Here is a 15,402-nt window from a genome sequence, read left to right on the forward strand (position 1 = left end):
CTGCATCTTGAAGTCACTTGGGTATACACCCTGTAGAGTCTAAAAGAGCAGCCAAGTGCTGCTCTTTGTCGTTAGAACCAATCCTAAAAGCTCAACCCCATGGCTTTTAGTTCACACTCACATTGTTCTGCGTGCTTAAATTGAATCGCCTCAATGCCTACCTCGCGTGCGCCTTCAACGTTATAGGGCATATCGTCGAGGAACACGGTTTCTTTCGCTAAAAGTTGATGGGTTTCTAATAGGCTCTGATAAATCTCTGGTTGAGGCTTCAACAAGCCAAGTTCTGCAGATACTGTTGTGCCCTCAAATAACGGCCAAAAGTCATACGTAGCTTTTAGATACTCAACGATCTCTACTACATTGTCAGTCAGAGCGAACACACGATATCCTGCTGATTTTATGCGCTTTAGAAGGTCCACACTGCCATAAATCAGAAGTTGGGTATGCTTCACGTAGTAAAAGAAACGCTCTGCTTCGCTCTCAGACAACTGTTTTTCGAGTTGATACCGCTGTTTGGCTTGTGTTTCTGTAATCAGCCCTTTGTTTAAATCCAACCAAATCGCACTTATGAAAAGATCTTTCGCTAACGCCTCGGCATCGACATCATTTCCAAAGGTCAGTCTCACGATTTCGATTGGTGACCACCTTACGAGTACATTACCTACATCGAATACGACATTTTTAATTTCTACTGGTTGCATAGGTGTCCTTGTTTGATAAGTTGAATAGGGAAGTGAGCACTGTGCTGGTGTTTGTATGTTGCATGGCATTCATGTACATGACGTTGCGCCACTTCTCAGTTTCTGATTAATTAACAATCAAAGTTACCCGGAGATTCTTTTTGTGAATATAAAACTCTGAATTTAAAGAGGAGCGTCGCGAAATATTTGATTAATGTCTCACTGCTTATGTGCGATAACTAATATATAATTGAAAGACAAATACAAAGAAAACAATGCTAAACATAAAATTAGTAAGTGCTAGGCTCAGTAGATAAAGTAAATATGGACGCGATTCGCAAAGTATATCAGTACGCAGAACCCAACCTTAGCCTCGTAGGATGGATGGGCTTCATAGGCTTTCCTATTTACTACATCGTTTGGGAGTTCATGTTCCCGCAGCCATACGAAAACCTACCGCTTCGTATTCTTTGCTCAGTCTTATTCTTCGGCATCATTTATCGTAATCGTACGCCATTTGAGTGGCGTGGGTTTTTACCCGCCTATTATCAAGTGGTCACAACGCTCTGCTTACCTTGCTTCTTCTTTTACATGTTGCTGATGAACAATTGGTCGAATGTTTGGGTGATGTCGTTTATGTCGGCGATTTTTTTGCACATACTGCTCGTGCATATCACATCGGTGATGTTTGTTCAGACATTTGTGGGAATTGGTCTTGCGACGTTTTTTGCTTGGGTAGCACAGGGGTTTCACCTCGAACTCACCATGGATTGGACGCACGTACCGATCTTCTTGTTTATTTATCTCTTTGGTAACTTGTTCTACTTCCGAAACCAGGTAGAACATGAAGCAAAAGTCTCAATCGCAAAGTCTTTTGGGGCGGGTATCGCCCATGAAATGCGAAACCCACTCAGCGGTTTATTAACTTCTATCGATGTCATTCAATCCGTGTTGCCAAATCCGAAAGAGGGCAAGAAAGAGCAGTACACGTTAAGTGATGAAGATGTGACACTGTTACGAGAAGTCAGCAGTGACGCAATGAGGATCATTCATTCCGGAAACGAAACCATTGATTTGCTTCTTACTTCAATTGATGAGAACCGTGTTTCTCGCTCGACATTTAAAAAACACTCTGCACAATCTGTCGTTGAGAGTGCGATTGAAAGTTTCAGTTACAAACGATCGACAGACCGTTTTGCTATCTCCTTGGATGTAAGAAGTGAGTTCGATTTCTTGGGCAGCGATACATTGCTTAAGTATGTGATGTACAACTTGTTCAAGAACGCCTTCCACCACCGTAGTTCAGAAGACTTCCACATACACGTCACCATGTACAGTGATGAATTTGCCAACCAAATTGTGGTGACTGATAACGGTTCGGGCATTGCGCCAGAAGTTCTTCAAAGTATTTTCCAAGATTTCTACACTACGGGTAAGTCAGGAAACTACGGCCTTGGACTGCCTTTCTGTAAGAAAGTGATGCGTTCATTTGGCGGTGATATTCGTTGTCAATCAGAAGTCGGCGAGTGGTCTCAGTTCACGATGACTTTCCCTACGATTGGCTCAAGCGCAGTCAAAGAGATTAAGAGTGAGCTAACCAAGCTAAAAACGATTTTGTTTGTGAGTGAGCAAAACATCTTAGTTTCGAAAGTGACGGACATTGCTCGTTTTATGAGATTCGAACTCACGGTTCTCGATGTTCCTGCGGTTCTTAAAAATAAAGAATACGAGTTCGAGTTTGATTTGATCCTGATCGACATGGAGAGTTTAGACGCCAGTGGCAGCCATATAGATAAGGTTGAGTCGTTACTGTCGTTCACTGAAGCTCGCATTGTTTACATATTTGAGCACCATCCAATTCAAAGAGCGAGAAGCGTTTCTTTTGAACCTATTTGGGTAGAGACACAAGCCTGGCTTCTGAATACTCGAGCGACCATCGACCGTTTACTGTATGACGCTAATTATGTTGTTCCATCGATGCCAGCGAAGCCGCTCGATTCAACAAACAAGCGAACCATTATGGTGGTTGACGATAATGAGTCTTTACGCAAGTTTACGGCCATGCTGCTTGAGAAGCAGGGTTTTGAAGTGATCCAAACTGAGGATGGGCTGCAGGCAATCAACGCATTGAATGAGAACAATGTTGACTTAATCCTAATGGACATCGAAATGCCGGTGATGGATGGTGTAGAAGCATCTCGTCAAATCAGAGGTTCAAATAAGGCCTACGCTTCGGTACCTATTATTGCGCATACTGGTGATAGCTCACCGATAACACTGGACAAGATTGGTTCATCTGGCATGTCGGATTTCATCGTTAAACCTGCGGATAAGAACAGGTTGTTCGACAAGATTGCGAACTGGATTTAGTTCTTGCTCAATAGGGTGACGAAAACGAATAGAGCTCAGCACTATGCTGAGCTCTTTGTATTCCGGCATTCACAAGCTTCCATTCAAATGTGCCGCTTTCGATTCGTTAGGCGAATTCTAGTTCTGGGTGGTTATACGCTTCCTGGCAAGCCGTCAAGACATGGTCAATGTCACGAGATGTCATATCAGCATTGATCGAAAATCGAATAATGTTCTTATTCTTGCCCGTTGCAGGACGACAGAATACAGCGCCAAATACGTTTCGTTCTTCTAAGAAGTCACGTACTCGTTCCGTATTTCGCTCACTACCGCATTCTAACGCCACAATTTGCGATTCGCTGCGGATATGAAAGCCAATCTGCTTTAGGCCTGTTCTGAGCTCTTTAGCGCGGTTGAACAGCATAGTTCGCTTATCATCTGCGCTTCTGATGACTTCGAGAGTCTTTTCAAGTCGAACGATCTCTTGTGGAAGGACCGTCGAACTAAAGATGGCTGGGAATGCGACAAAGGGTAGCGTTCTAGCCAACTTTTCTGGACCAAGAATCGCCCCGGCGCGATAAGCAAATGTTTTTGCCAAACTCACCGTAATGAAATCCACTTGCTCAGTGAGTTCCAATGCTTTCACCAAGCCAGAACCATTTGGCCCATGCGTGCCTAATGAGTGGGACTCATCGACCACCAAAGCACAATCAAACTCACGCGCCATTTCGTAGATGTCGCGGAGTGGGGCGATCGTACCTATCGTGCTATAGACCGAATCCACAACGATAACGCCAGAGCCGTTACGCTGTATCTGCTTGCGCAAATGGTTCATGTTGTTATGCATGAATGGATGCGCTTGCGCTCCTGCCGCTCGAATCCCTTCCCACAAAGACATGTGTGCAAAGAAATCGATATAGACTGGTGTTTCTGGCGGACAAATCGTTTGTAACAAGCCAATATTGGCTGCCCATCCGGACTGGGATAATAGGCAACTGCCCATACCGACATACTCCGCGAGCTGCGTTTCAAATGCAGGTTTTGAGTCGTCATCTTGTAAGAAAATCGCAGACATGACAACGTTATCATCGTGCTCGTAGATAGCATCACGATGTGCCTGTTGAATTTGTAGATTGTGGGACAACGACAAGTAGTCGTTACTTTGCATGACCACCGCTCCTTGTTGTGGTCGCTTCCCTAATACCAAGTGCTTTTGGTTTTCGTTCTGCTCAATCAGATCTTGAATATAAAAGTCTAGGCGTTCCTCAACAAAGGAAGGAAGTGGTTTTGTTTTCGGTTTATCACTCATAATAAGTTCTCTTCGTAACACAGGAAAACGCCAGCGCTGACAGCTATATAGTTTGACCAATATGAGCTCGGTGTCATTAGTCAAGTTGCATAAGTTTGCATTCGCCTGCAAACTCCGCATTTAAGGGTTGGGTGAGCTTTGTAACTCCTTACTGTTCGGGGGTCTAACTAAGATCGTGCTTAAAAAATAATCGTCAAATTACATAATAAATATTTATGAATTTATTTGGTTTTTCCTACGAAACTTAGATGAAATGCAAATTGGAATGTATTGAGTGGTGATCTACGTTTAGTGGTCTTCATTCCATAAGTAATGAGAAAAGCGCCGCGCTTTTGCACTGAAATGAAAAATTTAAGCACAAAAAAAGCACGTGTAACACGTGCCTTGAGAAGGGAGATAGGAGCGCTATTATCGTTTGTTGCGAAGGTAGCGTTTACGACGTTCTTCTTTGCGTTTCGCTTTCTCTTCTTCTTTACGAGCGGTTTCGATTTCTACCTCAATTAGCTCTTGAGTAATCATCTCAGGAAGCTCTAGAGTAATCTGGCCCAAGGTGCCTTGGCGAAGTTCATGAAGAAGGATCTCTGATACTTTGTGAAGGTCTACACGACCGCCAGCACGAAGTGCACCACGACGACGACCAATCTCTTCCATGATCTCAATATCCGATTCTGGAAGCTCATCGATTTGGTAGCGCTCTTTCAACGTCTCCGGGTAGTGAGCGGCTAGGTATTCGACTGTGTAAAATGCCACTTCGTCGTATTCCATTGCCGTGTCTTTTACTGCGCCAGTTGCAGCAAGACGGAAGCCACTGTGCGGGTTTTCTACTTTTGGCCAAAGAATCCCAGGAGTATCTGAAAGTACAATGCCATTTTGAAGGTTAATGCGTTGCTGGCGACGTGTAACCGCTGGTTGGTTACCTGTCACTGCGATAGTTCGGCCCGCTAAGGCATTGATAATGGTGGATTTACCAACGTTTGGAATACCCATGATCATGGTACGAATGTTCTTGCCAATTTCTTCGCGATGCGGAGCAAGCTTACGTACTAACTCCATAATTTTTTGGACTTCTGACTGTTGAGAAGTAGTAATGGCAATCGCTTTTACGTTGTGCTCTTTCTCGAAGTGGTCAATCCAAACTTGAGTCAACTCCGGATCCGCAAGATCGCGTTTGTTAAGCACTTTTACTACTGGCTTATCGCCCTTGAGCTCCGCGATCATAGGGTTTTCACTACTAAAAGGGATACGAGCATCAAGCACTTCAATAATGACATCTATTTGAGGGATCGCTTCAGCAATCTCTTTTTGGGCTTTATGCATGTGGCCCGGAAACCACTGGATAGAGTTGTTAACCATCTGAAAAATCGCCTTATTGTTTCATGGTTATGCTGGTGGGTTATTCATCTTACTTACATCATTGATGAGGATGTTAAGGGAGTGGGGCTAATTATCACCACTCGTTACCACTACAGCTAGTCATGTGATGATCTTAACACTTTATTGGGGGAGCGGGAATGTTAGAGCAAGAGCGATAGGAAGATATTTAAGGACTTAAGTACGGCTTTGGCCCCGATTTGGTCACTTTCGAATCGAAGCTCATTAACAGTGACGGGATCTCAGCTCATTATGCCCCAAAGTTTGTTTCGCGATGAGCTGAAAAGAAATCACCCCAGACACTAAGAGGCGTATTTATGCAGTTCTTTAATAAGCTCTGCACGCTCTGTTCTTGCCGCTAGCATCATCTGTGTGTTTGCAGGCGGCGCAGGGTTAGTTCGGATGTAACGTGCATAATCAACAGGAACGCCATCTACAATGAGTTCGACATGTAAGTGAGGGCCAGTAGTTCTTCCTGTATTACCTGTGCGGCCGATGGTCTGCCCTTTAGTTACGTGGTCACCTGCGCGCACATCGCTACGAGATAGATGCAAATAACGAGATAGGGAACCGTTGCTATGGCGGATGTTAATGTAGTTACCAGCGAAACGGTTGTAACGTGACTTAACAACAATACCATCTGCGATACTTTGTATTGGTGTTCCGATCGGCACTGCGTAGTCGGTACCTAGATGTGGAGCGAGTAGACCGGTAACTGGGTGCTTTCGCTTTAAATTAAAACCAGAACTCACTTTATACTTTTTTGCTAGTGGAAATGCATAATAAGGCTGGCGGATTAACTTATTACCATATTCATCGTACGCGTTGTTATTGCCATCACTAATAACAAAGAAGTCTCTTTTACTACCAGAATAGTAAAAAGAACTAATGTATTTTTCATTATAACTATTGGTTTTGGTTTTTATAGAGAATTTGTCACCTTTTCGGACCGATCCGATAATATCGAATTCATTCTCAATTAATTTTATCAAAGACTTTATCTCATGCTGAGACAGTCCAGCGTTAATTAAAGACGTCACGAAAGAGTAATCTACAACGCCGGTAGTGATCTTTTCCCGCTGAAAGTAGGTTTCGTAGGTGTGTTCAATGTTGTTGTGGTTTATCTCTTTAAAAACAGTTGCTTGAAGCCTAGTGGTGACAGGTTGAACCTGTTTTTCCGGAGTGAGCAGGTAATGAGTGAAAGACACGCCAGCAATGATAACGAATGCAATGAATACGAGGGGTAGCGCAATGTTTTGAGTATACTGTCTTAATATTAAACTTGTCATTAAATCGAAATTATGCTTATCGGCGAAAAATTGAGGGGAGTATAATATTTAAAATAAAATCTTACACGCCGTTAATGCCAATTCCTGTGTTTTTACTAAGTAAATAACGATAGATGTGAAGTAGCGCTGCCAAAGAGGTTGAAAACTGCCTGTTTGTTTAGCGTTTATGCTTAATTTTATGGTTATTTTGTCACGTTGAGAAAATTCCAGACAATAATATAATCGCGGCAAAATAGACTCTGCCAAATTACTATGTTCACTAAAAATACGATAAAACCAACGTTAGGTCTCATGGCTGCTTCACTTTTATTAAGTGCATGTGGCGGTGGGGATGGTGGTGATAACACTCCGCCAGCTAGGAATACCGGAAGCATATCGGGTAACGTTTTTGACGCTCCAGTTAACGGTGCCAAGATCGATGTGTTTGAATACAAGGATGGAAAGGTTGGTCGTAAGCTAGACAGCACAACTTCCAATGCCTTTGGTGACTACAAGCTAGAATTCGAATCTTCTTCGATGCCTTTGTATGTTGTTGCGCAACAGGGTAGCTATACCGATCCCCTTACAAAAGAGATTGTATCGTCGAGCGCGAGTAAAACCCTGCGTTTAGAGGGGGTCGTGAACTTTAGTGAAGGTAGTGACCAACAATTAATGCTCACACCACTGACGAATATCGTCTCTGGGCTTGCGAAGTATAAAATCGCCAATGGTGAATCCGGTTCGGATGCGGTTTCTGAAGCCTTAGATAGTATCAATGGCATGTACGGGTTTAATGTTAACGAAACCAAGCCAATTGATATCACCAAAGGTGGCCAGAGCAGTTTTGCTACACCAGGACACCAATATGGTGCTTTGCTGACTGCCTATTCGTCTTACTCATATGACTTAATTCAAAAATACGGCCAGTCTGAGGACAAGGTCTATACCTCAATGCATTTCGCTGACATTCAATTTCGCGATGTCATCGCTGATGGTCTTTTAGATGGTTTAGAGATCAGTGAGTCTACTGGTGCGGTGACGCCGCTTACGTTTGGCCAGCAGAGAATTACCAGCGACGTTTACACTCAAGATCTTTCCCAGCACGTTTTGATTGTGGTGAACGATTCAGAGCTTAATATCTCAGGGACGGACGCTGATGATTACGTTGCATTTAGTCAAAAAATTAATGACTTGGGTAGCCATGGCGAAACTGATGGTGTTATTCCACCACGCGATGAAACTGAGATTGATACCGTGCCACCAACCATCACGCGTACCGATAATGATGTACTGACTAAAACAGATAATGTAGATATCCGGCTCAATGACGATATCGGTGTTCAATCTGTTTCTGCTTATGTGCAATACCAACTTAACGGTGTTTGGTCGGATGAATTCAAATGTAACGATCAGCAGACGTCTGGCAGTGAGTTTTGTACGGTAGATGCAAGCGGCTTTGAAGTCGGTGTTCGTGAAACAAACATCAAGGTAAGTGTCGATACAAAGGCGATTGATGCCGTTGAGGTCGACTCAGACACAGGCCTTTCTAACGTGACTGCTGCTCGTTTGGTGTTTTACACGGCAGACGTTTTGGGCAATGAACTTATCCCTGGTAGCAATTCAGGCCACTACGTGAATTTCGAGTGGGATAATGACGCTCCGGTTATCTCTGTCACTTCTGCAAGCGCTATCAACAACGAACTTCAAGAGTACGTATTAAAAGGCATAGTAAAAGAAGCGTCTCAAGACATTAAATCTGTCAGCGTTTCATTTAAAAGCGGGCTACCAGAAGATGTGGCTTGTACTCCTGTAACGGCAGAGTCGGGTAGTGCTTGTGAATTTAGTAAAGCCTATTCGACGGACGAATTCTTATCTACGACTACGTTCGATGTTAGGGCTACTGACACCAAAGACAACGTCGGTGAATACCAGCATGCAGTAAGCCGTGACGACCAAGCGCCTGCTCAGATCATTACGTACCCAGAAGGGACATCGATGAACTACGTCAATGTGACCGTCGATGGAGAAAGGTCTACGTACGAAGGGGTCTACACGCAAGATACTTATACTTCAGATAACGTGCAGTCGAGCCGAGACTACTTGAAGATCGATTATGTCTATGCTGCTTCTGGCTTGAAATCAATTGATGGCGTTGATTTCGCCAATTTTCACGTCAACGTATTGAAAGAGAGTAAGATCCCTTACGTGCGAGTTCGAGTTGCAGATGTGAACTCCGATACGGTTTTAGGCTCAAGTGCCGACAAGCTTAAACTCGTCGTGAAGTACTACGTAAGCCAAAACAACGACAACAACTACGCATTTCAAAACACAACACAAACCGTAGCATCGACGGACACTATCACCGCGAGTATCCCCCATGAAACTATTTTAGATAGCGAAGGCAGAGTTGATGAGGTTATTTACTACGTTCCTTTCGTAAAAGAGGTGCTTGGTGATGGTTTTAAAAACGTTTCAGAAAACGCCAGCCAGAAACTGGTGATCCAAACCATCGACGAATCCGACAACGAAAGTGCGACTCAAGAAGTTTATTTCCGAAGCAGTTTTGACCTACCTACGATGACGGTTGTGACCCCTTTCATTGGCGCACGTGTACAATTAGAGGGTTTGAACCCAAATGGTGAATTCACCTCTCTAGCAAGTTGTACCACCATTCAGCAGCCAGAAAGTGATCAAACTACCGCGCTTGATGTTGCTTCGTGTGAGACCACGACGGACGTTGTTAATTACGAATTCATGAGAGTACGTTTAATTGGTGTAGAAGGGACTGACCCTCACTACTATCAGTGGAAAGATGATGCAGGCGCTAAAGCGAGCGTTAACCTAAATAATGCCAATATCGGCGCATATTTTGAACTTGACGGTTCGAATACGTACTACGTGACAGAACTTGCCACTTACCAGACAGGTTTGTTCGATTATCGTTGGAATCAGGTAGAAGCCGGTGACAAAACATCAGAACGCGCCTCGCAAATTTTGACGGAAGTGAAATACGCGCTAGCTGGCGGTAATGATTCATTCTTCGGATTCGATCCAACCGTGACGGCTTACGCTACAAATGAGATGCTTAAGGAGCCAATTCCTAGCGATCTATCTAACGATTACCTGCATCGTTTCCTTGTTGAAGCCATTGACGACTTAGCACAAGATACGCCTCGTAATAACTCTTCTGATTTCGCTTCCGCTATTTATGACGATCTTAGCTACGATGGTAAAGCAAACGGAATTGGTGCTGGTGGGAATCAAATCAAATTGGATGATTACGAATTCGACTCTGATACCTACCGCAAAGACCTTGCTCAGTCTTACTACGATATCATGACTGAAAAATACGGCATCCCAGATAATATTGCTCAGCTTTATGCCGATGATATTTCTACGGCTAATCCTAAACTTGGCGAAGACAATATCTTTGATAGTGGTGGAGGCAGTATTGATATTTATCCTCCGAAACAAACACTAACAATAGAGACTGGCCGCGAAACAATGGTTGGCGACAAGCTTTATGTCGCGGGCGAAGTGGTATCTAGAGTAGTGTTAGAAGATCCATCTGGGGTTGTAGAGGAAGGTGAGCAAGCCCCGAAATTCCAAAGCATGTGGTATGCAATGGGCGACCCTAATACTGCTATTCCATTGGAACTTCAACCACAAGAATCTGGCGATAGTAATAAATTTAGAAAAGAGTACTTCTTTACCCTGAATACAGAATCAACAGATCTCACCGATATCATCGAGTTTGCGCTGGAAACAACGGCATTCGATACCAAAGGTAATGGATATACTGAGGCCGAGCCTCTTGTTGAGCGCTTGTTCGTCGATAACGACTATCCGAAAGCGAGTTACATTCCTCCTATAGGTCCAGATAAAAAACCTATAGGGGAAGATGTTTATCTGAACGCGAACTCTGTGCATGAGTTAACCTTCAAAGTCGAGGATGCAGTTGGTGACCAATTAGACAAAAGAAGCTTGTCATTTGTGAACTATTCGAACAACGCGACCGTTGAATACTCGAGCGAGCAGTTCGCTAGCAATCAACAAGATGCTTTTGTTGTAAAACTTTGTACAGGAGCACTTTGTGAGAGCCAAGGCAAAGTTATCTATCCTGGCGACGGTAACTGGAAAGTAAATGTTAATGCTGAAGATAACCTAGGAAACCTAGTTAACCAGCAAACCGTGAATGTGCCTAAATTCGACATACTAATTGACTCGGAAGCACCTGCAGTAAATGGTGGGGTAATTGACCAACGTTTGGGAGGAAACTCAGCGTGGGTTCCTGATATTGACGCCGGTGACTTAAGTCCACTGAGTGAAGTGCAAGTGGATATGAAGACTCAGTTTGGTAAGCGTTTTACGTTACAGCATTATGAAACTGAACCAGTTGAAAGTGAAGAGCCCTATCTATTTGGTACCCAACCGAATGTAGAAGTGCGTCTAGTTGCTGACGTATTTAAATATGAAGAGACAAATACGTTCTATGTCAAGGCGATAGACAGCGCGTATCCTAAAGCGGAAGCGACAGGGGAGTTCATTTTTCAAGTAGATAATAAAGGCCCTGAGATTGAGCTTGCTACTCCTTGGGTGGTTGATAGCAACTCTGGCAAGAGTGGAGTGTTAGGTCCGAACTTTAAAGTTAGCTTAATCTCTGTGAAAGATGATTCAAAAGTGAGCAATGTAGAAATTTGGCAGGTTGGAAGCAGTAAAGCGATACGCTCAATTGAACCTAAAGACCCTGCTCAGCCTTTCGACATTGAGATTAATAGTACTCAAAGTGGCAATATTACGATCGATGAGAACAATAGAGCTGATCTATTTGTTAAAGCGATAGATGAATATGGCTTTTATTCCGATACAGAGGCAAGAAGCATAATCTTGGATCGGGAAGGACCTGACTTACAACTGAATGGGTTTAAGCCTGAAAGTTACTATCGCGGTGATTATGTCTTTACTCTTTATGCTCAAGACTTGAATGAAACAGGTGCGCCATCTACTGAAGGGGTAAACAAAGATACCCTGAAATTCAATAGTTTTGTCGAAACACCTTCTAATCCCGATACTCAAGTCGGAGAGGATATGAAGGTCAACTTAGGTGGACAAAATGACGGTGATAGCTCCACTAGAACCATAAGACTGAAGGGTGCTGATGTTCGTGGAAATACCACGGAAATAGACTTTGAAATTAAGGTTCAAAATAAGCTGCCTACCATAAACAGTGTGAAGCTTTCTTATGAAGATGGTACAGAGATTACAAATGGATTAATTACACGTAATGATCCGGTGATCATTACCATCAATGCTGAAGACGCAAGTGGCATTCCTCAAGTAGAAGCTACTTATAAGTACGGTGATACAACAAACAGTATACAATTCAGCGAAGAGGAGTCTGGAAAATGGAAAGGCAGGCTAACTTCTGCCGAGCTTTCTAATGACGGTAGCTACGAGTTGAAATTTAAAGTGTACAACAATGTTTTATACAACACCGGAGATCGCCCAGTAACTCAAAGATCCGAAACCATAAACGTTCAACGTGAAGGGGTGGTGCTATCAGTTGCTCAACCTGAGAACTTCCAAGCTCATATTTCTGGCAAGACTCTGAGTGTAGTCTTTAATCCAGTTGGTGTCGTTAAGGCGAAAACTCTTGAATGTTGGGTCAGAGAAAACTATACGTCGACCGAAGTCCCTGATGATGGCTCAAGTAATGCGTATTCTGGTGTGATCAGCAATCCGCAAGAAAATTACAAGTGCGATGTAACGACAGATGTGAATATGTCCGTAAACCCTGTTGTTCTAATCACCAGGACTGTTGGTCAGAACGATAAAGAGACGGTTAGCAAATTTAGCTTTAGCATGATGGATATCGATGCGCCAACCGTTCCTGATGATGAAGATCACCAGTCGGGAGGTACTTACCAGCTTGGTAGCAACAATGTTGGTTTCGATGCTGATGGAAACAAAATCTTAAGTATCACTCTGAGCTTTAAAGATGATTTATCCGGAGTGAATACTGATCTAACTAAGCGTCCTGTACTGGTAAGAAACAGCCTAAACAAACGGTTTGAGCCGAAAAGTTGTATTACTAGCGCAGAGCTCACTACGTGCACTTATACTGAGCTTTTCTCAGATTTTCTTTCGGCAACGGAATCAAAATATCTATTTACCATCAAGAATCTTTCTGATGTAGCAGGTAATGCGGCGCCAGATTACGCGTTGGAGTTGTTGTTACCGCCAGAAGGAGTTCTGATCGAAATCACGAGCCCAAAAAAGGATAGTATTATCCGAGGTTCAGAACTTTCAATGGACTTCAAAGTGAAGGTTGGGGCTAATTCAACCCTAGAAAATGTAATTGCTACAGTGGAAGGGCAGCCATACAGCTTAAAAGATAACCCTGATAATTTCTCACGATTTAATAAGTGCGGAGATGACTTCTCATGCTCTACGTTTAAAGCGCCTCTTAGTGACACTTTAGATGGTCAGCCGATCAGGCCGTCCATTCAAGCGTTTGATGTATGGGAGTATTCAAGTAAAGCCGAAGTTGACGTGATGGTTGATAACAGCAAACCAATAATTGATAGCGATGTTACTGTCAGTGAATCACCTACAGACCCTAGTTTGGTTAGATTCCTGTTTTCTATCAGAGATGAAGGCAGCGGTATCGCTACTGTCAAATATACGACAACTAACCCGAGTCATGTTTTCAACAAAGAGGCAGATGTGGATAACTCACATCTCTATTTTGAACTTGCGAAAACTGAATTAGAAGGGTTAAGTCAGCTTCGAGTTAGCATCCAAGCTACGGATAAAGTGGGTTGGACCGAAAACCAGACTCTCGATATCGATCTGACAGCGCCGACTATTACTCTCGATTTTACTGATATATCTAGCTTGCTGGGAGGCAAGCTATTAGCATTCACTAAAGAAAGTCAATCGTTCACGATTACGTCTACAGAGGGGGCGCATGTCAAAGCATCTCGATATTCCATTGATATGGTGCCAACTACCGGAGACCCGCTTAACTTCAACGGCAATATCGTGTTGTCAAGTGCGACTGGTACCATGGATTTTGCAATTGATGACCAAGCTGAATACATGTACAAACTGACAGTCACTGACTCAATGGGGCGTGCTGTTACAGACTTTAAGCTTTTTAATAAGATCTATGATGCCAAAGGTATCGAATCCGTTGTTGATCATGAGTTACCGGTCATCACTGGTATCACTGCGGATCAAGTTTCTATGACGCCGACGGATGATAAATATAAGTTGGATGTAACTGCTGATGTGACTGATAAAAACTTAAGTTCGGTAACATCAACGGCTGACAACGGCTCAGGTCAAGCAGTAGGGCCACAGTCAATCACGGAACCTACTAACGATGGCGACCCTTATGTGTTCCACTACTTGTTATCGCCAGGAGATTACACGATAAAAGTAACCGCGTCTGATGCAGTCAGCAATCAAACGGAAAAAACGACAACATACAAAATAGAAGCAGCAACAGTCCCTGAGCTAACAATATCGACGACTGCAAGCACACCTTTGGCTGGTGGCGTCGAAGTCCCGCTTACGTTTACTTTTACTGAAGAAGTCACTGAATTCGATATTTCAGACGTAAAGTTAGATGAGAATAATGGCGGTGAGTTAAAACCTTTATCTTGGAGTACCACAGACAACATAACTTGGACAGTCACATACATAACACCAGAAAGAGAAAATAAAGACATAACCATTCGGGTCGATGATGATAGCTACAAGAGCATCAACACTATCCCCGGAAAAGGGGATAGTCTGGTTCTGGGAGTAGAAGGTGTGTTACCTACGCTCACTAAAGTAACGTTTGATCCACTGCATCAAGAAATCGGAAAGGCAGTAGACGTTAAACTTGAGTTTGACAAAGAGTTACAAGAAGCAACGGCAACATTAGGTGCGAACAATGTTACTTCGCTAACGGCTGATCCTGCTGATAAGAAAGTTTGGACCGGAACCGTTAATGTCCCAGACGTACCAGAACTCGGTGTTGGCCTAGTGGTGAGTCAGTATAAAGACCTAGTAGGTAATGTGGGTGAGGATAATACGTCATATACATTGCCAATCACGCCAATCTTGGCGATCACGCCAGTGGGTAATGTGGATGGCAGTAATGCGGCTTCATTGCAGATTGCGGGGACGTCAACACGCTTTGAAGGCCAAACGGTGAACGTAGAAATCAAAGCGCAAGGCAGTGAAACGCCTATCGTGAGCAGCAATGCCACGGTGCAAAGCGGCGGGGCTTGGACGAGCAACGCGATGGACATCAGTGGAGAGCCAAATGGCACCTACAACGTGGTGGTGACGGGGACCAACGCATCGAATGTCGAGGTGACAGAAACGAGCACTTTAACGCTATCGCAGGTATTGCCAACCTTGACCAGTG

6 protein-coding genes are annotated in these 15,402 nt (G+C 43.6%); 2 read left to right on the forward strand and 4 right to left on the reverse strand.

Annotation, left to right across the window (positions count from 1 at the left end):
- Positions 1-83: 83 nt before the first annotated feature.
- Positions 84-701: an HAD family phosphatase gene (locus KIV40_RS01800; protein WP_285347814.1), complete on the reverse strand. Its 618-nt coding sequence runs from the start codon at positions 699-701 to the stop codon at positions 84-86.
- A 303-nt stretch (positions 702-1,004) separates the two neighbouring features.
- On the opposite strand from KIV40_RS01800, the gene KIV40_RS01805 reads away from it, so the two are divergent.
- Positions 1,005-3,050: a response regulator gene (locus KIV40_RS01805; protein ID WP_285347815.1), complete on the forward strand. Its 2,046-nt coding sequence runs from the start codon at positions 1,005-1,007 to the stop codon at positions 3,048-3,050.
- Between the two features lie 106 nt (positions 3,051-3,156).
- On the opposite strand, the gene cqsA is transcribed toward KIV40_RS01805, so the two are convergent.
- The 3 genes from cqsA to KIV40_RS01820 form a co-directional block, all read right to left on the reverse strand.
- On the reverse strand, positions 3,157-4,458 hold the full coding sequence (gene cqsA, locus KIV40_RS01810) for an alpha-hydroxyketone-type quorum-sensing autoinducer synthase (RefSeq protein WP_267191345.1): 1,302 nt from the start codon (positions 4,456-4,458) through the stop codon (positions 3,157-3,159).
- Positions 4,459-4,746: 288 nt separating this feature from the next.
- The gene (ylqF, locus tag KIV40_RS01815; protein WP_285347817.1) at positions 4,747-5,691 is read right to left on the reverse strand and encodes a ribosome biogenesis GTPase YlqF; all 945 of its coding nucleotides are present in this window, start codon (positions 5,689-5,691) and stop codon (positions 4,747-4,749) included.
- A gap of 320 nt (positions 5,692-6,011) precedes the next feature.
- On the reverse strand, positions 6,012-6,998 hold the full coding sequence (locus KIV40_RS01820) for a peptidoglycan DD-metalloendopeptidase family protein (RefSeq protein ID WP_285347818.1): 987 nt from the start codon (positions 6,996-6,998) through the stop codon (positions 6,012-6,014).
- 291 nt (positions 6,999-7,289) lie between these two features.
- Here KIV40_RS01820 and KIV40_RS01825 point away from each other — a divergent pair.
- Positions 7,290-15,402 (forward strand): Ig-like domain-containing protein (locus KIV40_RS01825; protein WP_285347819.1); only part of this gene is annotated, 8,113 nt, incomplete at its 3' end.

The sequence above is a fragment of the Vibrio sp. D173a genome, from assembly GCF_030248475.1.

Excerpts from the sequence above, each read along its gene's own strand:
- KIV40_RS01800 (WP_285347814.1), bottom strand. The coding sequence starts at position 701 with ATGCAACCAGTAGAAATTAAAAATGTCGTATTCGATGTAGGTAATGTA.
- KIV40_RS01805 (WP_285347815.1), top strand. The coding sequence starts at position 1,005 with ATGGACGCGATTCGCAAAGTATATCAGTACGCAGAACCCAACCTTAGC.
- cqsA (WP_267191345.1), bottom strand. The coding sequence starts at position 4,458 with ATGCGGAGTTTGCAGGCGAATGCAAACTTATGCAACTTGACTAATGAC.
- ylqF (WP_285347817.1), bottom strand. The coding sequence starts at position 5,691 with ATGGTTAACAACTCTATCCAGTGGTTTCCGGGCCACATGCATAAAGCC.
- KIV40_RS01820 (WP_285347818.1), bottom strand. The coding sequence starts at position 6,998 with ATGACAAGTTTAATATTAAGACAGTATACTCAAAACATTGCGCTACCC.